This window comes from Streptomyces viridiviolaceus (genome assembly GCF_014650995.1).
GTDB classification, from domain to species: domain Bacteria; phylum Actinomycetota; class Actinomycetes; order Streptomycetales; family Streptomycetaceae; genus Streptomyces; species Streptomyces viridiviolaceus.
On the sequence record NZ_BMWA01000003.1, the window covers coordinates 257,963 to 277,342 of the forward strand.

General features: G+C 72.4%; 14 protein-coding genes. 7 read left to right on the forward strand and 7 right to left on the reverse strand.

Annotated features, from left to right (window positions below):
• The first annotated feature begins 103 nt into the window (after positions 1-103).
• The 3 genes from IE260_RS05245 (at position 104) to IE260_RS05255 (ending at position 4,308) form a co-directional block, all read left to right on the forward strand.
• Positions 104-1,564: a sodium:solute symporter family protein gene (locus IE260_RS05245; protein ID WP_189869272.1), complete on the forward strand. Its 1,461-nt coding sequence runs from the start codon at positions 104-106 to the stop codon at positions 1,562-1,564.
• A 93-nt stretch (positions 1,565-1,657) separates the two neighbouring features.
• The gene (speB, locus tag IE260_RS05250; protein ID WP_189869273.1) at positions 1,658-2,626 is read left to right on the forward strand and encodes an agmatinase; all 969 of its coding nucleotides are present in this window, start codon (positions 1,658-1,660) and stop codon (positions 2,624-2,626) included.
• Complete coding sequence (locus IE260_RS05255) at positions 2,623-4,308, forward strand: thiamine pyrophosphate-binding protein (RefSeq protein ID WP_189869274.1); 1,686 nt, start codon at positions 2,623-2,625, stop codon at positions 4,306-4,308. Before speB ends, IE260_RS05255 begins: the two co-directional genes overlap by 4 nt.
• A gap of 9 nt (positions 4,309-4,317) precedes the next feature.
• Here IE260_RS05255 and IE260_RS05260 read toward each other — a convergent pair whose 3' ends face one another.
• The 4 genes from IE260_RS05260 to IE260_RS05275 all read right to left on the reverse strand — a co-directional run bounded on the left by IE260_RS05260 (position 4,318) and on the right by IE260_RS05275 (position 8,492).
• The gene (locus IE260_RS05260; protein ID WP_189869275.1) at positions 4,318-4,674 is read right to left on the reverse strand and encodes a peptidase inhibitor family I36 protein; all 357 of its coding nucleotides are present in this window, start codon (positions 4,672-4,674) and stop codon (positions 4,318-4,320) included.
• Between the two features lie 230 nt (positions 4,675-4,904).
• Positions 4,905-5,708 carry an endonuclease I family protein gene (locus tag IE260_RS05265; protein WP_189869276.1) on the reverse strand — a complete coding sequence of 268 codons (804 nt, stop codon included), beginning with the start codon at positions 5,706-5,708 and terminating at the stop codon, positions 4,905-4,907.
• A 150-nt stretch (positions 5,709-5,858) separates the two neighbouring features.
• A complete protein-coding gene (locus IE260_RS05270; RefSeq protein WP_229880422.1) occupies positions 5,859-8,042 on the reverse strand; it encodes an ArnT family glycosyltransferase in 2,184 nt (727 codons plus the stop codon).
• Between the two features lie 84 nt (positions 8,043-8,126).
• The gene (locus tag IE260_RS05275) at positions 8,127-8,492 is read right to left on the reverse strand and encodes a hypothetical protein (RefSeq protein ID WP_189869277.1); all 366 of its coding nucleotides are present in this window, start codon (positions 8,490-8,492) and stop codon (positions 8,127-8,129) included.
• A 91-nt stretch (positions 8,493-8,583) separates the two neighbouring features.
• Between IE260_RS05275 and IE260_RS05280 the strand changes: the two genes are divergently transcribed.
• The 4 genes from IE260_RS05280 (at position 8,584) to IE260_RS05295 (ending at position 15,451) form a co-directional block, all read left to right on the forward strand.
• On the forward strand, positions 8,584-9,615 hold the full coding sequence (locus IE260_RS05280; protein ID WP_189869278.1) for an esterase-like activity of phytase family protein: 1,032 nt from the start codon (positions 8,584-8,586) through the stop codon (positions 9,613-9,615).
• An 87-nt stretch (positions 9,616-9,702) separates the two neighbouring features.
• The gene (locus IE260_RS05285) at positions 9,703-13,434 is read left to right on the forward strand and encodes an ABC transporter ATP-binding protein (RefSeq protein WP_189869279.1); all 3,732 of its coding nucleotides are present in this window, start codon (positions 9,703-9,705) and stop codon (positions 13,432-13,434) included.
• A 101-nt stretch (positions 13,435-13,535) separates the two neighbouring features.
• Complete coding sequence (locus IE260_RS05290; protein ID WP_189869280.1) at positions 13,536-13,925, forward strand: hypothetical protein; 390 nt, start codon at positions 13,536-13,538, stop codon at positions 13,923-13,925.
• A 98-nt stretch (positions 13,926-14,023) separates the two neighbouring features.
• Positions 14,024-15,451 carry a S28 family serine protease gene (locus tag IE260_RS05295; RefSeq protein ID WP_189869281.1) on the forward strand — a complete coding sequence of 476 codons (1,428 nt, stop codon included), beginning with the start codon at positions 14,024-14,026 and terminating at the stop codon, positions 15,449-15,451.
• 22 nt (positions 15,452-15,473) lie between these two features.
• Here the strand turns inward: IE260_RS05295 and IE260_RS05300 are convergent, their stop codons facing one another.
• The 3 genes from IE260_RS05300 to IE260_RS05310 form a co-directional block, all read right to left on the reverse strand.
• A complete protein-coding gene (locus IE260_RS05300; RefSeq protein WP_189869282.1) occupies positions 15,474-16,115 on the reverse strand; it encodes a hypothetical protein in 642 nt (213 codons plus the stop codon).
• A gap of 115 nt (positions 16,116-16,230) precedes the next feature.
• Positions 16,231-18,066 (reverse strand): glycoside hydrolase family 3 protein, encoded by a 1,836-nt coding sequence (locus IE260_RS05305; RefSeq protein WP_189869283.1) that lies wholly within the window; start codon positions 18,064-18,066, stop codon positions 16,231-16,233.
• A 386-nt stretch (positions 18,067-18,452) separates the two neighbouring features.
• Positions 18,453-19,370: a LysR family transcriptional regulator gene (locus tag IE260_RS05310; RefSeq protein ID WP_189869284.1), complete on the reverse strand. Its 918-nt coding sequence runs from the start codon at positions 19,368-19,370 to the stop codon at positions 18,453-18,455.
• Positions 19,371-19,380 lie beyond the last annotated feature (10 nt).

Sequence of the window (19,380 nt, forward strand, 5' to 3'; positions counted from 1 at the left end):
TCCAGACCGGCAGCCGCGGGTACGGGCGGATGTCCCCGCGACCAGCCACCGGACAACCCTCATCAGCACGACACGCCACCGAGAGTGCGCGAAGGAGGCCCCCATGGCCGTCGACTACATCGTGATCGTCGTCTATCTCGCCGGCATGCTCGCCATGGGCTGGTGGGGCATGCGCCGCGCCAAGTCCAAGAGCGAGTTCCTCGTGGCCGGGCGCCGCCTCGGCCCCGCGATGTACTCCGGCACCATGGCGGCGATCGTGCTCGGCGGCGCCTCCACCATCGGCGGCGTGGGCCTCGGCTACCAGTACGGACTGTCCGGCGCCTGGATGGTCGTCACCATCGGCCTCGGCCTGCTCGCCCTGTCCGTCTTCTTCTCCGCCCGCATCGCCCGGCTGAAGGTCTACACCGTCTCCGAGATGCTCGACCTGCGCTACGGCGGCAAGGCCGGCGTCATCTCGGGCGTGGTCATGTGGGCGTACACCCTCATGCTCGCGGTGACCTCCACCATCGCGTACGCGACGATCTTCGACGTCCTGTTCGACGTCAACCGCACCCTCGCGATCATCCTGGGCGGCTCGATCGTCGTCGCCTACTCCACGCTCGGCGGCATGTGGTCCATCACGCTCACCGACATGGTGCAGTTCGTGGTCAAGACCATCGGCGTGCTGCTCCTGCTGCTGCCCATCGCCGTCGTCAAGGCGGGCGGGTTCAGCGAGATGAAGGCCCAGCTGCCGACCTCGTACTTCGACCCGCTGGGCGTCGGCGGCGAGACGATCTTCACCTACGTGCTGATCTACACCTTCGGCATGCTCATCGGTCAGGACATCTGGCAGCGCGTCTTCACCGCGCGCAGCGACCGGACGGCCAAGTGGGGCGGCACCGTCGCCGGCACCTACTGCCTCGCCTACGCCGTCGCCGGCGCGATCATCGGCACCGCCGCCAAGGTGCTGTACCCCGACCTCGCCAGCGCGGACGACGCCTTCGCCACCATCGTCAAGGACGAGCTGCCCATCGGCGTGCGCGGGCTGGTGCTGGCCGCCGCGCTGGCCGCGGTGATGTCGACCTCGTCCGGTGCGCTCATCGCCTGCGCCACCGTCGCCAACAACGACATCTGGTCGCGGCTGCGCGGCGTCGTGCAAAAGACCGAGGAGGCGCACGACGAGGTCAAGGGCAACCGTGCCTTCATCCTCGTCATGGGCGTCGCCGTGATCTGCGCCGCCATCGCGCTGAACGACGTCGTCGAGGCCCTCACCGTCGCCTACAACCTCCTCGTCGGCGGCCTGCTCGTCCCCATCCTCGGCGGGCTGCTGTGGAAGCGCGGCACCGCCCAGGGCGCCCTCGCCGCCGTCGCGGTCGGCGGTCTCGCGGTCATCGGCCTGATGGCCGGGTACGGCATCCTCGCCAACGAGCCCGTCTACTACGGACTGCTGGCGTCCCTGGCCGTCTACGTCGCCGTCTCGCTCGCCACCCGGCCCACCGACGAGGCGATCCTCGCCGCCTGGCGCGAACGCCTCGCCGGACGGGCACCCGAATCCACGTCCGAACCGGTTCCGGCCCACCACTAGAGTCGAACCGGGTAGTACAGAGCAGTACAACGCAGTACACGCAGCACCACGCAGTGCATACGCGATGAAGCGTAGGAAAGAAGGCAGTTCCTGATGAGCAGCAACGAGACGCCCCGCGGCCCCGTCGACTCCTCCCGCATCCCGCGGTACGCCGGCCCCGCGACCTTCGCCCGGCTGCCCCGCCTGGACGAGGTCACCGCCGCCGATGTCGCCGTGGTGGGCGTGCCGTTCGACTCCGGCGTCTCGTACCGGCCCGGCGCCCGCTTCGGCGGCAACGCCATCCGTGAGGCCTCCCGCCTGCTGCGCCCCTACAACCCGGCGCAGGACGCCTCCCCCTTCGCCCTCGCCCAGGTCGCGGACGGCGGCGACATCGCCGTCAACCCGTTCAACATCAACGAGGCCGTGGAGACCGTCGAGGCGGCCGCCGACGACCTGCTCGGCACCGGCGCCCGCCTGATGACCCTCGGCGGCGACCACACCATCGCCCTGCCGCTGCTGCGGTCGGTCGCCAAGAAGCACGGCCCGGTCGCGCTGCTCCACTTCGACGCGCACCTCGACACCTGGGACACCTACTTCGGTGCCGAGTACACCCACGGCACCCCGTTCCGCCGCGCGGTCGAGGAGGGCATCCTCGACACCTCGGCGCTGTCCCACGTCGGCACCCGCGGCCCGCTCTACGGCAAGCAGGACCTCACCGACGACGAGAAGATGGGCTTCGGCATCGTGACGTCCGCGGACGTCTACCGCCGCGGCGCGGACGAGGTCGCCGACCAGCTGCGCCAGCGCATCGGCGACCGCCCGTTGTACATCTCCATCGACATCGACTGCCTGGACCCCGCCCACGCGCCCGGCACCGGCACCCCCGAGGCCGGCGGCATGACCTCCCGCGAACTGCTGGAGATCCTGCGCGGACTGGCCTCGTGCAACCTGGTGTCGGCGGACGTCGTCGAGGTGGCCCCGGCCTACGACCACGCCGAGATCACGTCGGTGGCGGCGTCCCACACCGCGTACGAACTGACGACGATCATGTCCCGCCAGATTGCAGAGGCTCGCTCGAAGTGACCCACGACCACGACCTGGTGCTCCGTCCGACCGCCGCCCAGACGGAGGCCGCGCTGAACCCGCCCCCCGGCCGAAACGGCGGAGACCTGGTCGTGGAGACCCTGGCCGGGCTCGGCGCGACCACCGTCTTCGGTCTGCCCGGCCAGCACGCCCTCGGCATGTTCGACGCGCTGCGCCGCTCGGACCTCAGGTACATCGGCCTGCGGGTGGAGAACAACGCGGGCTTCGCGGCGGACGCGTACGGCCGGGTGACCGGCGAGGCGGCCCCGCTGCTGCTGTCCACCGGGCCGGGCGCGCTGACGTCGCTCGCCGCACTCCAGGAGGCGGCGGCGGCCTCGGCCCCCGTCCTCGCGATCAGCAGCCAGATCCCGACGGCCGGGCTGGGCGGTGGCCGCCACGGCTACCTGCACGAACTCCCGGACCAGGCGGCGTCCTTCCGGGGCGTGGTGAAGTCCGTCCACACGGTCCGCACCCAGTCCCAGATCCCGTCCGCGATCGCCGCCGCCTGGAAGTCGGCGCTGACGGCCCCGCACGGCCCGGTGTGGGTGGAGATCCCGCAGGACGTCCTCCTGGCGGAGACGGGCCTGCCGGTGGTCACGGCCGTGGACGCGACCCCGGAGGAACTGGCGCCGCGCGTGGAACTCACGGCCGTGGCGGCCGACCTGCTCTCCCGTGCCGCCCGCCCGGCGATCATCGCGGGCGGCGGAGTGGTCCGCGCGGACGCGTCCGGCAAGCTGCGGCAGCTCGCGGAACGGCTCCAGGCCCCGGTCGTGACGACCTTCGGCGGCAAGGGCGCGTTCCCGTGGGAGCACCCGCTGTCGCTGCAGTCCTGGCTGGAGGACCGTCACACGACGGACTTCCTCGAGGACGCGGACGTCCTGTTGGTGGTCGGCTCGGGCCTGGGCGAGCTCTCCTCGAACTACCACACCTTCAAGCCCAGGGGCCGTGTCATCCAGATCGAGGCGGACCTCGGCAAGCTGGAGTCCAACCACCCGGCCCTCGGCATCCACGCCGACGCCCGCCTGGCCCTCCAGGCGCTGCTGGAGACGGTGGAGGAACGGGCCGACGCGTCGGCTCCGGAGCGTGTCCGGGAGCTGCTGGCCAAGGTCCGTGAGCGGATCGCCTCCCAGGAACTCACCCTGGAGCAGGACGTGCTGGCGGCGGTCCGCGCGGCCCTGCCCGCCGGGTCCCCGTCCTTCTGGGACATGACGATCCTCGCCTACTGGGCCTGGTCGGCCTTCGACGCCAAGGCCCCCAACACCATGCACTCCGCCCAGGGCGCCGGCGGCCTCGGCTACGGCTTCCCGGCCGCACTGGGTGCCGCGGCCGCCGACCCGACCCGCCCGGTGCTGGCGGTCTCCGGAGACGGCGGTGCCCTCTACTCCATCGCCGAGCTGGCGACGGCACGCCAGTACGACCTCGACGTCACCTGGCTCATCGTCGACGACGGCGGCTACGGCATCCTGCGCGAGTACATGACGGACGCCTTCGGACAGGCGACGGCGACCGAGCTGACCCGCCCCGACTACGTGGCCCTGGCCGAGTCGTTCGGGGTGCCGGGCGTACGGACGTCCCCCGAGACCCTGGAGGCCGACCTGGCGAAGGCGCTGGCCTCACCGGGCCCGTCGGTGGTCGTCCTCCCGGCCGTCCTGCGCATGTTCGCGCCGACGCACCTGGGCTGAGCCGGCGGGTCAGCAGCCGCCCGGGCCCACCCCGTCGATCCGTCCGCCGAAGTCGCCGAGGTAGCGGGAGCGCCAGTCGCCGTTGAAGACGTCCCGCTTCTCGGTCGGCTGCCAGTTCACGAAGCAGGCCCGGGTGCTGGCCACGAACGAGCCGACGTGGTCGTGGAGGCGGGGCGGCATGTCGCGGTAGCCGCTGCGCGCGGTCCACTCCCAGTAGTCGCCGTCGAAGCCCTCCCCGCTCCAGAAGCACACCGACCCGTCGGGACAGGACGGGGGTGCGGCCGGTGCGGCGGACGCCGAGTGGGCCGGCAGCAACAGCGCGGTCAGGGTCAGGGCGGCGGCGAGGGACCAGGAACGGGTCTTCACGGCACTCTCCAGTAAGGCGTCGCGGGAGCATGGCCCCGGCGGACCTGCCGGGGCGATCCCATGCTCCCGGCGGGGCGGGGCCGACCGGCCCGGACCGCAGCCCACACCACCTGATGGAGCGAACCGGAGGCCCGACAGGGTATTCGCCGTCGGCTGCGGGCGCGCACGCGCGGGGCGCACGGGCCCGGAGCACCGGCGCCCGCGGGTGCGGTGTGACGGCGGTACGCGGCCTACCAGATCGCCTCGACCCACTCCGGGTGGTCGACGAACGGGTTGCGGTTGTGCTGGTAGGAGTCGTAGATGACCTGGTTGCGGCGTTCCTCGAAGGCGTCCGGCGGGTCCTCGTCGTTCCACGCCTTGAGGACGGCGAGCTTCCCGATGTACGGGTTGCTGCCGTTGTTCACGCTGCCGTTGACCTCCAGGTCGGCCCAGCCGTCGCCGCCCTCGTAGCGGACCGCCATGTAGAAGATCATGCGGGCCACGTCGCCCTTGACGGCGTCGCGGGGCTCGAAGGAGTCGGAGTCGGTGAGGCTGCCGCCGCCGCCCGGCACCGCGCTGCCGCCGTCGTCGAAGTCCTTGTTGCCCCGGATGCTGTTGACCTGGACGTCCTCGGGGCGCAGGTGGTGCAGGTCGGTGCCGGGTCCCGTGGCGGTGCCGAAGTCGCCGTGGGACTTGGCCCAGACGTGCTCGCGGTTCCAGTCGCCGGTGTCGCCGCCGTTGAGGGACTTGCTGCGGGAGGTGCCCGAGTAGAGCAGGATCACGTTGGCGCTGTCGGCGGGGTCCTGGTCGGTGGCCTTCAGCGCGTCCCAGACGGCCGAGTACGAGATCTTCGTCTGGTCGCTGATGATCGTGTGCAGCGAGGACTTGAGGCTGGTCCCCGTCTTGCCGATCGCGCTCTTGTAGTAGGTCGAGTCGTAGTCCGTCGTCGTCGCCGTGGCCGGTGTCGCGGTCAGGGAGGGTGCGGCGAGACCCGCCAGGACGGCGGCCGTGGCGAGGGCCACCGCTTTCCGGCGCCGTGTGCGTATCGCGAGCATGTGGGGTGTCCGATCTACGCGGGTTGAATGGAGCGGTTCCCCGAGCGTGGCATGGACATGCAGGGGATCGGGTGTACGGGGCGTGGCGATTGCGTGACGGCGGCCCCCGGCCGTGGTGGTCGGGGGCCGCCATGTGCGGTGTGTACGGGGTCAGTTCACGTCCGACGGGTCCAGCCGGTACACGGACGACGTGCTGCCCGCCTCGGAGTCGGATTCCGCGCCGTAGTCACTCGCCTTCACGGCCGTGCCGTGCTCCTGCACCCACTGGGTGACCTCGGAGCTGACGTCGGAGCCGCCGCCCATGGGGCCGCCCGTGCCTGCGCCGCCCACCTGGACGTAGTGCAGCTCGCCCTTCTTCACCAGTTCCTCGAGCCTGGCGAGGGTCATCGCCTTGTCGCTGCCGGACCAGCCCCACATCGAGATGACCGGCTCGCCGCTGCCGAGGATGAGTTGAGCGGCGCTCTGCGAACCGGACACCGCCAGCAGCCACTTGGCGCCGTCCTGATGCTTCTTCAGGTAGGCGATCAGCTCGGAGTCGGCACCGCCCGTGCCGCCGTCCGTGCCACCTCCGCCGAAGCCGCCGGCGCCGTCCGGCCGTTCGCCCTCGCCGGTGCCGCCGGTGCTCGTACCGCCGTCCGGGGACGCGCCGTTCGGGAGCGTGCCGCCCGCCTCGCCGGCGCCGCCGGGAGCCTGCCCGTTCCGGCCGCCGCCGGGCATGGCGCCGGTCTGACCGTCGGGCAGCTCACCACCGCCCGGGAAGCCGCCCCCCTGACCGCCCTGCGGCTGCCCGGCGGGCCCTTCGCCGCCTTCGCCGCCGCCCGGGAAGCCGCCCCGGCCGCCGCCTCCGCCGGGCCCGCCCATGCCGCCGCCCGTCGACGGACCGGCCGTGGGGTTGGTCCCGCCCATGCCGCCGCCCGAGCCCGACGGCACCGACCAGGCGTACGCCGCGGGACCCGCCACGGAAGCCACGACCGCCGCGGCGACGGAGACCGCGAGCAGCCGGATCCGGCGGCCGGAGCGGCACAGGAGCAGACCCGCGATCGCCAGCGCCATGACCACCGCGATCGCCGGCCACAGCCAAGTGTTCCAGCCGGAGGCGCGGCGCAGCAGCACGATCGCCCACACGCCGGTGACCCCGAGGGCGAGAGGCAGCACCCACACCCACCGGCCCTCGCCCCGGAAGGCACGCAGGAGCATGACGCCGCCGCCTCCGCACAGCGCCGCGATGCCCGGGGCGAGCGCGGTCGTGTAGTACGGGTGCATGGTGCCCTCGGCCATGCTGAAGGTCAGGTAGTGCAGGACGGTCCAGCCGCCCCACAGCACCAGCGCGGCCCGGGTGAGGTCGGTCCGGGGCGCCCGGCCGCACAGCACCAGGCCGCCGACGAGCGCGATGCCCGCGAACGGCAGGAGCCAGGAGATCTGGCCGCCGAGGACCTCGTTGAACATCCGTCCGATGCCCGCGGCCCCCGAGAAGCCGCCGCCCCCGCCTCCACCGCCGCCCATGTTGCCGTCGCCGCCGAAGATCCGGCCGAGGCCGTTGTAGCCCGTGATCAGGTCCCAGGCCGTACCGTCCGTGGAACCGCCGATGTACGGCCGCTCGGAGGCGGGCACCAGCGACACGGCCGCCGCCCACCAGAAGCTGGAGACGACGAGCGCGACGGCCGCGGCCAGCAGCTTCACGATCCGCCGGGTGATCGGGGCCCGGGCCGCGTACACGTAGACGACGAAGACGGCGGGCAGCGCGATGTAGCCCTGGAGCATCTTCGTGTTGAAGGCCAGCCCGAAGCAGACCGCGGAACCGAGCAGCGGCAGCAGCCGGTCGGTGCGCACGGCGCGCAGGCCCAGGGCCGCCCCGCCCACCATCAGAAACACCAGCAGGGTGTCGGGGTTGTTGTCCCGGTTGATGGCGACGGTGATCGGGGTGAGCGCCAGCACCAGCGCCGCGACCGCCGCCGCGCCGTGGCCCCACACCCGCTTCACCGAGGCGTGCAGGATCCAGATCGTCGCCAGCGCGGCCACGATCAACGGGGCCATCATCTGCCACGTGCCGTACCCGAGGAGACGGCAGGACAGCCCCATGACCATCAGCGCGAAGGGCGGCTTGTCGACGGTCAGGAAGTTGCCCGCGTCCAGGGAGCCGAAGAACCACGCCTTCCAGCTCTCGGTACCGCTGAGCACGGCGGCACTGTAGAAGCTGTTCAGGCCGGCCCCGGACAGGTTCCAGGAGTACAGCACCGCCGCGAGCACGAGGATCGCCGACAGGGCGGGCAACGACCAGCGGGGTGCCGGTGCGGGGGAGGTCGGGCGGGGCGGGGATTCGGTGGCTGAGGTCACGCCCGCATGGTTCAGGCCGGGCGTGAGCGCGGGCTGTGGCGTTCCTGGCCGCGGCCTGTGAATCGGCGCAGGAGGATCAGGCGGTCACTTGAGCAGTCCGGGAAACTTCTCCTTGATGTCGGCCAGCTGAGCGCGGTGGCCTTCGGCGAACTCACGGATCTCCTGCGGATTCATGGTGGCCGCGGGCACCCCCTGCGGCGGCAGCAGATCCGGCAGGGACCGGAACAGTTCGACCGCCGCTTCCCTGCGCCCGTTGCCGCGCACCGCCAGCAACGCCCTGAACGGCTCGGACCTCAGATCCCTGATCCGCTCGGCAGGTCCGGTCTTGTCCTCGCGGACCTCCTCCTCGACGGGCCCCGCGCCGGCCGGAGCGCCGAGGTACTTCAGCACCCGCAGCGTCGCGTACAGCCGTCCGGCCAGTCTGTGTCCGCTTTCCTTCTCCTCCGGCATGGCTCATTACTTGCCGTCGGAGCGCGGCCGAACCCCCATCCTTCGAGAAGGGGCCAACTTCCGGCCACCCCTCGCCCCTAAGGTGACGCCCATGCGCCCGAGAACCCTGCGAACCGCCCTCGCCACCCTCACCGCCGGCCTCGCGGCGGCCGGCTGTCTGACCGCCGCCGCACCGGCCACCGCGCAAGAGAACCACCGCTGCTCGCCCACCGTCTCCCTCACCGGCTTCTCCGACGCCCTCGACAAGACCACTTACGGCGACACCTACGTCGGCAACTTCTCCGCCCTCGCCCCCGACGGCCGCGGTTCCCTGGCCGCGCTGTCCGACCGCTCCTCCCTGTTCCGCCTGGACGCCACGACCCTCCGGCCTCAGTCGGTGGTCCCGCTCGCCGACGAAAGCGGCGCGGCGCTCGACTCCGAGGGACTGGTCGTCGACCGCGACGGGACGTACCTCGTCTCCTCCGAGACCGAGCCGTCCGTCCGCCGCTACTCGCGGGACGGGAAGATCCTCGACCGCCTCCCCGTGCCGGACGCCCTGCGGACCGCTCCCGCCGGCCGCGCCCGGACCAACGGCAGCTTCGAAGGGCTGACCGTCCTGCCCGGCGGCCGGACCCTGATCGCCTCCATGGAGTACGCCCTCTCGGGCGACAGCACCGGCCTGGTCCGCTTCCAGAGCTGGCAGAGGCAGAAGGACGGCGGATTCCGGCCCGCCGCCCAGTACGCCTACCCCGTCGACGCCGGCCTCGGGGTCCCCGAGGTCACCGCGCTGCCCGACGGCCGCCTCCTCGTGCTGGAGCGCGGCTTCACCGCCGGCGTCGGCAACACCGTCCGCCTCTACCTGGCCGACCAGCGCCGGGCCACGGACACCAGCGGGATCGACACCCTCACCGACGCTCAGCAGGGCGTACGCACGGTCAGGAAGACCCTCCTCGCCGACCTCGTCGACTGCCCCTCCCTCGGCGCCACCGCCAAGCAACCCCAGCCGAACCCGCTCCTCGACAACATCGAGGGCATGGCGGTCACGGGCCGCTCCGAGGGCCGTCTCGACGTGGTCCTCGTCAGCGACGACAACCAGAACGCCGCCCAGACGACCCGCTTCCTCCGCCTGCGGGTCCGCCTCTGATCACCACGGATTGTTACGGCGGGATGAAATCCCGCCCCGGCCGCGTTGGTGCCTTCCGGTAGATCAGGACGATCGGAGGGCACCGGCGTGGACGCGCAACGGGGATGGGTACGGCGGCTGGCGGGCTACGCCTGGCGGTACCCCAGGGACGTGGTCCTCGCCCTCGGCTCCTCCCTCGGCGGCATGGCCGTCATGGCCCTGGTCCCGCTGATCACCAAGGTGATCATCGACGACGTGATCGGCGACAAGACCAGGGACATGGCCGTCTGGGCCGGTCTGCTCGTCGGCGCCGCGGTCGTCGTCTACGTCCTGACCTACGTCCGCCGCTACTACGGTGGCCGGCTCGCCCTCGACGTCCAGCACGACCTGCGCACCGACATGTTCCGGACGATCACCCGGCTCGACGGGCGGCGGCAGGACGAGTTGTCCACCGGGCAGGTCGTCGGACGGGCCACCAGTGACCTCCAGCTGATCCAGGGCCTGCTGTTCATGCTCCCGATGACCATCGGGAACGTCCTGCTCTTCCTGATCTCGCTCGTCATCATGGCGTGGCTGTCGCCCCCTCTCACGCTCGTCGCCCTCGCCGTCGCCCCCGCCCTGTGGTTCATCGCCCGCCGCAGCCGCACCCGGCTGCATCCGGCCACCTGGTACGCCCAGGCCCAGGCCGCGGCCGTCGCGGGCGTGGTGGACGGCTCGGTCAGCGGCGTACGCGTGGTGAAGGGCTTCGGGCAGGAGGAGCAGGAGACCGGGAAGCTGCGGGAGGTCGGGCGGCGGCTGTTCGCCGGCCGCCTGCGGACCATCCGGCTGAACGCCACCTACACCCCCGCCCTGCAGGCCGTCCCCGCCCTCGGCCAGGTCGCCATGCTCGCGCTCGGCGGCTGGCTCGCGGTGCGCGAGAGCATCACGCTCGGCACGTTCGTCGCGTTCTCCACCTACCTCGCCCAGCTCGTCGGTCCGGTCCGCATGCTCGCCATGGTCCTCACCGTCGGCCAGCAGGCCCGCGCGGGCACCGAACGCGTCCTGGAGCTGATCGACACCGAGCCGTCGATCGAGGACGGCACCAAGACCCTTCCCGCCGACGCGCCCGCGACCGTCGAGTTCGACGACGTCTCCTTCGGCTACGACTCCGCCTCCGGGAAGAGCAGCCCCGTCCTCGACGGCCTCTCCTTCGAGATCCGCCCCGGCGAGACCCTCGCCGTCGTCGGCTCCTCCGGATCCGGCAAGTCCACCGTCTCCCTGCTCCTGCCGCGCTTCTACGACGTCACGCGCGGCGCCGTCCTCGTCGGCGGGCACGACGTCCGCGAGCTGACCCTCGACTCGCTGCGGGCCGCGATCGGGCTGGTGCCCGAGGACTCGTTCCTGTTCTCCGACACCGTGCGCGCCAACATCGCGTACGGCCGCCCGGACGCGACCGACGAGGAGATCGAGGCCGCGGCACGGACCGCGCAGGCCCACCGGTTCATCACCGAGCTGCCCGACGGCTACGACACCACGGTCGGCGAGCACGGCCTGACCCTGTCCGGCGGCCAGCGCCAGCGCATCGCACTCGCCCGCGCGATCCTCACCGATCCCCGCCTGCTGGTCCTCGACGACGCCACCTCTGCGGTGGACGCCCGGGTCGAGCACGAGATCCACGAGGCGCTGGGGCACGTCATGCGGGGCCGGACCACCCTCCTCATCGCCCACCGCCGCTCCACCCTGAACCTCGCCGACCGCATCGCCGTCCTCGACCACGGCAGGCTCGCCGACATCGGCACCCACGACGAGCTCCAGGAACGGTCCGCCCTCTACCGCCGTCTGCTCACCGACCCCGACGAGCTGGGCGGCGTCTCGCCGGGCCACGCCCAGCCGGCCGCGCCGCACGAGGAGACCTCGGTACGGGAGGAGCTGGACGCCGAGTTCGACGCCGAGCGCGGCGTCACCCCCCGGCTGTGGACCGGCGACCGGGAGCCGAAGGACACCGCCCTGGCCGGCACCCCGGCCACCCCGGAGCTGCTGGCCCAGGTCGACGCCCTGCCCCCGGCCACCGACACCCCGGACGTGGACGAGGCACGTGCCGTCCGGCCGGAGGCGTCGTACGGACTCAGACGCCTGCTGCGCGGCTTCGGGCTGCCGCTCCTCGTCAGCCTCGGCCTCGTCGCCGTGGACGCCGGGATGGGACTGCTGCTGCCGGTGCTGATCCGGCACGGCATCGACGAGGGCGTCACGCAGGTCGCGCTCGGCGCGGTCTGGACGGCGTCGCTGCTGGCGCTGCTCGCCGTGCTCGCCCAGTGGGCGGCCCAGACCGGTGAGATCCGCATGACCGGACGGACCGGGGAGCGGGTCCTGTACTCGCTGCGGCTCAAGATCTTCGCCCAGCTCCAGCGGCTCGGCCTCGACTACTACGAGCGGGAGCTGACCGGGCGGATCATGACCCGCATGACGACGGACGTGGACGCGCTGTCGACGTTCCTGCAGACGGGCCTGGTCACCGCGTTCGTCTCGGTCGTCACGTTCTTCGGCATCATGGTCGCCCTGCTCGTGATCGACGTGCAGCTCGCGCTCGTCGTGTTCGCCACCCTGCCGCCGCTGATCATCGCCACGTACTTCTTCCGCCGGGCGAGCGTGAAGGCCTACGAGCTGGCCCGTGAGCGTGTGTCCACCGTCAACGCCGACCTCCAGGAGTCGGTGTCCGGGCTCAGGATCGTGCAGGCGTTCCGGCGCGAGGACGACGGCGGGCGGCGCTTCGCCGAGCGCAGCGACAGTTACCGGCAGGCCCGCATCCGCGGCCAGTGGCTGATCTCGGTCTACTTCCCGTTCGTGCAGCTGCTGTCCTCGGCCGCCGCCGCGGCCGTGCTGGTCGTCGGCGGTGCGCGGATCGACGACGCGACGCTGACCACCGGCGCGCTGGTGGCCTACCTGCTCTACATCGACCTGTTCTTCGCACCGGTCCAGCAGCTGTCCCAGGTCTTCGACGGCTACCAGCAGGCGTCCGTCTCCCTCGGCCGCATCCAGGAGCTGCTGCGGGAGCCGACCTCCACCCGGGGCGCCGAGCAACCGCTCCCCGTCACGTCCCTGCGCGGAGAGATCGCCTTCGAGGACGTGCACTTCGCCTACGGGGACGGCGAGGAGGCCCTCACCGGCATCGACCTGCGCATCCCGGCCGGGCAGACCGTCGCCTTCGTCGGCGAGACCGGCGCCGGCAAGTCGACCCTGGTCAAGCTGGTGGCCCGGTTCTACGACCCGACCGGCGGCCGGGTGACCGTCGACGGGCGGGACCTGCGCGCCCTCGACCTCACCTCCTACCGGCACCGCCTGGGCGTCGTCCCGCAGGAGGCGTACCTCTTCCCGGGCACCGTCCGGGACGCCATCGCCTACGGCCGCCCGGACGCCACCGACGCCGAGGTGGAGGCGGCGGCGCGCGCGGTCGGCGCCCACGAGATGATCGCCACCCTGGAGGGCGGCTACCTCCACGAGGTCGCCGAGCGGGGCCGCAACCTGTCCGCCGGGCAACGGCAGCTGATCGCGCTGGCTCGCGCCGAGCTGGTCGACCCGGACGTGCTGCTCCTCGACGAGGCGACGGCGGCCCTGGACCTGGCCACGGAGGCACAGGTCAACCAGGCCACCGACCGTCTCGCCGGCCGCCGCACGACCCTCGTGGTCGCCCACCGGCTGACCACCGCCGCCCGCGCCGACCGGGTCGTCGTCATGGACCACGGGCGGGTCGCCGAGGACGGCACGCACGACGAACTGCTGGCGCGGGGCGGGCGGTACGCACGGCTGTGGCGGACCTTCGTCGGGGCCGCCGAGCCGGAGGAGCCGGTCGGCGCGCCGCGGTGACGCGCACAAGGTGACGTACGGCACCGCTCGCGCAACCATTCGACGTACGTCATGCGTCCGTACAGCCGTACGTCAATGATCGCCGTACGGAAGGGTCCACAGTGGGCGAGGGGGCTGGGATACGCCGGCGGCTGGCGCTCGCGACGGCCGTACTGACCGTGGCAGGGCTGCTCACCGTCGCGCTGCCGCAGGACGCGCAGGCCGCCGCGTACTGCCCGGGACGCAAGGTCCGCACACTGCCGTTCTCCACGGGGACCGTCCTGGTCCACAAGCGAGGCGGCTACGTCTGCGCCGTCACCGTCCCCGAGAAGCCCGGCACCAAGCGGAAGATGTCCGTCAGCGTGCAGGCGCGCGGCGGCCGGCCGGTCGTCGACGAGGGGCGGTACGCCTACCGGGCCGGGCCGGTGACCGTGTACGCCGGACAGCGGTGCGTGTGGGTGAAGGGCGCAGTGGCCCGGGGATCGGTCAGTTCCGGCCGGATCCTCTGCTGACCCGCGGGTTTCTTGCAGGTATTTCGTCATCTCCCCTGGTGCGTCCCCGAGTTGCTCCGATAGCTTCCGCCGGACGTCAGTTACCCAGGGGAGGGTGCATGCGCAAGGCGCTCAGATGGCTGCTGGCGCTGGTGGTGCTCATAGGCACCGTCAGTACGGCAGGGGTGGCCACCGCCGCCCAGCCGGAGGCCACCGGCGACATCAAGGACCGGCTGCTGTCCATACCGGGCATGAGCCTGATCGAGGAGAAGCCGTACCCCGGCTACCGCTTCTTCGTCCTCAACTACACCCAGCCGGTGGACCACCGGAACCCGTCCAAGGGCACGTTCCAGCAGCGGATCACCGTGCTGCACAAGGACGTGTCGCGCCCGACGGTCTTCTACACCGGCGGCTACAGCGTCTCCACGAACCCGGGCCGCCGCGAGCCGACCCAGATCGTGGACGGCAACCAGGTCTCCATGGAGTACCGCTTCTTCACGCCGTCCCGGCCCGAGCCGGCCGACTGGTCCAAGCTGGACATCTGGCAGGCCGCCAGCGACCAGCACCGCATCTTCAAGGCACTCAAGCCGCTCTACACCAAGAACTGGATCTCCACGGGCGGCTCCAAGGGCGGCATGACCGCGACCTACTACGAGCGCTTCTACCCGCGTGACATGGACGGCGTCGTCGCCTACGTCGCGCCCAACGACGTGGTCAACAAGGAGGACTCGGCCTACGACCGCTTCTTCGCCACCGTCGGCACCGAGGAGTGCCGCGCCCGGCTGAACGGTGTCCAGCGCGAGGCGCTGGTGCGCCGGGCGCCGCTGGAGAAGAAGTACGCGGCGTACGCGGCCGAGAACGGCTACACCTTCGACACGATCGGCAGCCTGGACCGGGCGTACGAGGCCGTCGTCCTGGACTACGTCTGGGGCTTCTGGCAGTACAGCACGCTGAAGGACTGCGACTCGATCCCGGCCGACGCCAAGAACGCCACCGACGACGAGATCTGGACCTCCGTCGACACGATCTCCGGCTTCTCCTTCTACACCGACCAGGGCCTCGCCCCGTACACGCCGTACTACTACCAGGCGGGCACGCAGCTGGGCGCGCCGACGATCCAGTTCCCGCACATCGAGAAGCAGTACATCCGCTACGGCTACCAGCCGCCGCGCAACTTCGTGCCCCGCGACATCCCGATGACGTTCCAGCCGTGGGCCATGCGGGACGTCGACACCTGGGTGAAGCACAACGCGCGGCAGATGCTCTTCGTGTACGGCGAGAACGACCCGTGGGGCGCCGAACCGTTCCGCCTCGGCCACGGAGCGCGTGACAGCCACGTCTTCACCGCCCCCGGAATGAACCACGGCGCCAACGTCGCCGGCCTGGTGCCCGACCAGAAGGCGTTCGCCACGGCCCGCATCCTCCAGTGGGCCGGCGTCGCCTCCGCCACGGTCCAGGAGAACCCGTCGGCGGCGAAGCCGCTGGCCCGGTTCGACGCCAAGCTGGACAAGCGCGACGTGGAGCGCGAGCCGGCGCTTCGTCCGTAAACCCTGAGCTGCGCCCGGGAGGTCACAACGCCCGGGCGCAGCCCACCGGCCGCTCGCCGCCCAGCCGGACGTACAGGGCGGTCGAGGCGGGGCAGTCGGCCCGCTCGGCGACGGCCTTCGTCACCCGGTACTGCGGCCGGTTCTTCCCCTTGCCGTCGCACGCCGTCTCGCGGACCTTGCCGCCGCCGGCGTCGTAGACGCAGTCGCCGACGATGGTCCGCGGACCGCCCCCGCCGCCGGGGTCGCCGGGATGCGGCGGCTGGAGGTGGCGCATGCAGGCGTAGCCCCGCGGCACGGCCCCGTCGCCGTCCTCGTCGGAGGACGGGCGCTGTTCGCTGATGTGCAGCACGAAGTCGGTGGTCGCCGGGCAGGGCGGCCCGTCCGACACCCGGCCGTCGTGCCGGGCCACGACCCGCGCGGCCGCCCGTTCACTGGTGCACGGCACCTCGGTGAAGCTGACCGTCCCGAACGAGCTGCACTCGTCGATCGCGAGGAACACCGCCCCGTACCCCGACGGCCGGGCCGCCGCCGTCGGCGTCGGCGACTTCTCGCCGAGCCGGCCGTCCTCCTCCGCCCCGCCAGACGGGCTCTGGCACCCCGTCAGCAGCGCCGCGAGCAGCGCCGGGAGCGCGCACAGCACCCCCACGGACCATCTCTCACGCATCGCCAACCCCCCGGATCCCCCGTCCAGCGTGGCCCGTCGGGGCGGGCGCACGCCAGACGCCCGGGGTGCTTTGCGCACGGTGCGGGTGGCCCTCCCGGCGCGTGTCGTACGTGCCCTACGTCCGGTACGACAGGCCGTGGCCGACGGGATACAGCACCGTCGTCGGATCGTCCGCCCGCACCACCGGCACCGGCAGCCTGCCGCGCGGCCCCACCTGTCCGGCGATCACCCGGGCCGCCGCCTGCACCTCGACGTCCGTCCAGGAGTAGGCGGCGAGGCAGGCGGGGACGCCGGGGAGGTGGGCCACGTCGTAGGGGTTGCGGACGGCCACCGCCACGACCGGCTTCCCGGTCGCCAGCAGCCGTGTGACCAGCGTCCGCTGGCTGCTGCTCGCCGTGACGTTGTACGTGGCCACGACCACCGCGTCGGCATCCCCGGCCGCCGTGACCGCGCGGTCGATGGTGGCGGCGGACGGCGCGGTGCCCGTGGACAGGGCGGTGGCGGTGAAGCCCAGTTCCGTGAGCGCGCCGGCGAGCACGCCCGTCGGCGGCCCGGTCGTGCCCGACGGCGAGGCCGGGTCGGCGCCGACGACGAGCAGCCGGGGATGCTCGCGCCGGGACAGCGGCAGCAGGCCCCCCTCGTTGACCAGCAGCGTGGTGGTCCGCTCGGCGATCCGGTCGGCCGCCGCCAGGTGCCCCCGTGTGCCGACGGTGCGGTCGACGTCCCGCCGGCCGGTGTAGGCGTCCCGGAACAGTCCCAGCTTCGCCTTCAGCCGCAGCACGCGCAGGATCGATTCGTCGAGCCGGGCCTCGGTGAGTTCGCCGTCCCGAACGGCCGTCAGGACCGCGTTCCAGGCGAGGTCCAGGTCCGGCGGGTTGAGGAGCTGGTCGACGCCCGCCTTCAACGCCAGTACCGGCACCCGCTCGTCGCCGTACTTCGTCCGTACGCCCTCCATGCCGAGGGAGTCGGTGACCACGACACCGTCGAAGCCGAGCTCCTCGCGCAGGATGCCGGTGAGGATGGGGCGCGAGAGGGTGGCCGGGTCACCGGAGTCGTCGAGCGCCGGCACCATGAGGTGCGCGGTCATGATCGCGTCGATGCCGGCCGCGATCGCCGCACGGAACGGCGGCGCGTCCAGCTCCTCCCACTGCGCACGGCTGTGCGTGATGACCGGGAAGCCGGTGTGGCTGTCGGTCGCGGTGTCGCCGTGGCCCGGGAAGTGCTTGGCGCACGCGGCGACCCCCGAGCCCTGGTAGCCGGTGACCTCGGCGGCCACCAGACGGGCCACCGCCTCCGGGTCGGCACCGAAGGACCGCACGCCGATCACCGGATTGGCCGGGTTGACGTTCACGTCGGCCACGGGGGAGTAGTCCTGCCGGATGCCCATCGCGTGCAGCTCGGCGCCCGCGATCCGGCCGAGCGTGCGGGCGTCGGAGCGCGAACCGCCGGCGCCGATCGCCATGGCCCCGGGGAACAGCGTGGCCGGCTTGCCCACCCGGGCCACTATCCCGTGCTCCTGGTCGGTGGAGATGAGGACGGGCAGCCCGCGCGGCAGCTCCAGGGACGCCTTCTGGATGCCGTTGGACAGGTCCGCGATCTGGTGCGGGTCGCGGGTGTTGTGCGCCCAGGCGAAGTAGATGATGCCGCCGACCCGGTACTTGGCGACCAGCTCGGCGGCCGTACGGACGCCGATCTCCTTGAGGTTGGCGTCGATGTCGGCCTGGTCGGGGGCGGTGGCGGAGTGGCCGTAGACCCGCATCACGAAGAGCTGGCCGACCTTCTCCTCGAGGGTCATGCGGGAGATGAGGGAGCGGAGCTTGGCGTCGTCGGGCCGTTCGGCGCCGGCGTGCGCGGTGCCGCCGGCGGCCAGGGCGGCGGTGACGCCCGCGGTGGCGGCGAGGACGGTACGTCTGGAGGGCTGTGCGGGGCTGGACGTGCTGCTGTGGGGCACGTGCGCTCCTTCCGGAGTGTTCCGCTGGAGGTCCGCTGAGTTCTGCCGAAGATCCCTGAAGGAAACTTCCGAGGAGTCAGCAATATCCGGGAAGTTTCTGCCAGTCAAGGGAACGCACAGGAGTCGCGGCGGGCGGCGCGGGACGACGTCCGCGGGTGATCCGAACGGCAGGCCCCGGGGGCCGCCATCGGCGCTGTGGAGGGGGGCGCGCCGATGGCGGCGTGCTGCCGGCCGCAGTACGGCGGAGAGGGTGGTCAGCGATCGCAGCCAGCAGCGAGGCCGACACCGCACCGCGGAGACTCATCCGGCAGTTCGCGGATTGGACGTGCGGGAGCGGGGCGTGGTTCCCGGTTCCGCCCCGTCTTCCGAAGTTGGTGACGGTGGGTTCAGCGGGGCCCGTGGGCCGACACCGCCGGCCAGTGCTCCCGCAGCGCGCGCACGGTCTCCGCGATCGCCGGACGCCGGGCGGCCCCCGTGCGCCACAGCGCGTACAGCCGCCGCACCGGCATCGGGTCGAGCGGCACCTCCACCACCCCGGCGGGCAGCGGACCGCGCCCCAGCCGCGGGATCAGGGCGATCCCGAGACCCGCGGCGACCAGCGCCACCAACGTCGGGTTCTCGTCCGCCTGGTGGACGATGTCCGGCTCGAAGCCGGCCGTCCGCAGCGTCCGCACCAGCCAGTCGTGGCAGACCCGGCCGGGCGGCTGGCAGATCCACCGCTCCCCGCCCAGCTCCGAGCGCCGTACGGCGCCACGCCCGGCGAAGCGGTGCCCCTCGGGAACGAGCAGATCGCACAGGTCGTCGCCGATGGCCGCCTGCTCCACCCCGGCCGGGGCGGGCAGCGGCGCGATGTCCCAGTCGTGGGCCACGACCAGGTCGACCGCGCCCTTCGCCACCAGATCCACCGACAGATGCGGGTCGACCTCGGTGAGCCGGGGGTCGAGCGCGGGGTGCCGGCGGGTGAGGTCGGCCAGCACGGTGGGCATCAGTCCGCGCGCCGCCGACGCGAACGCGGCGATCGTCAGCCGCCCCGCGGGAACTCCGCGCCGCTCCTCCAGCTCGGTCTCCGCCCGCTCCACGATGGACATCAACTCGCGGGCGGTCGCGGCGAGCGCTTGCGCCTCGTCGGTGAGCCGCACCCCGCGCCCCTCCCGCTCCAGCAGCACGGTCCGGGTCTCCCGCTCCAGCTTGGCGATCTGCTGGGACACGGCGGAGGGCGTGTAGCCGAGCGCGGCGGCGGCCGCGCCGACGGTGCCGTGCACGGAGACGGCGTGCAGGGCCCGCAGACGCTGGAGGTCGAGCATGACGGCTCCC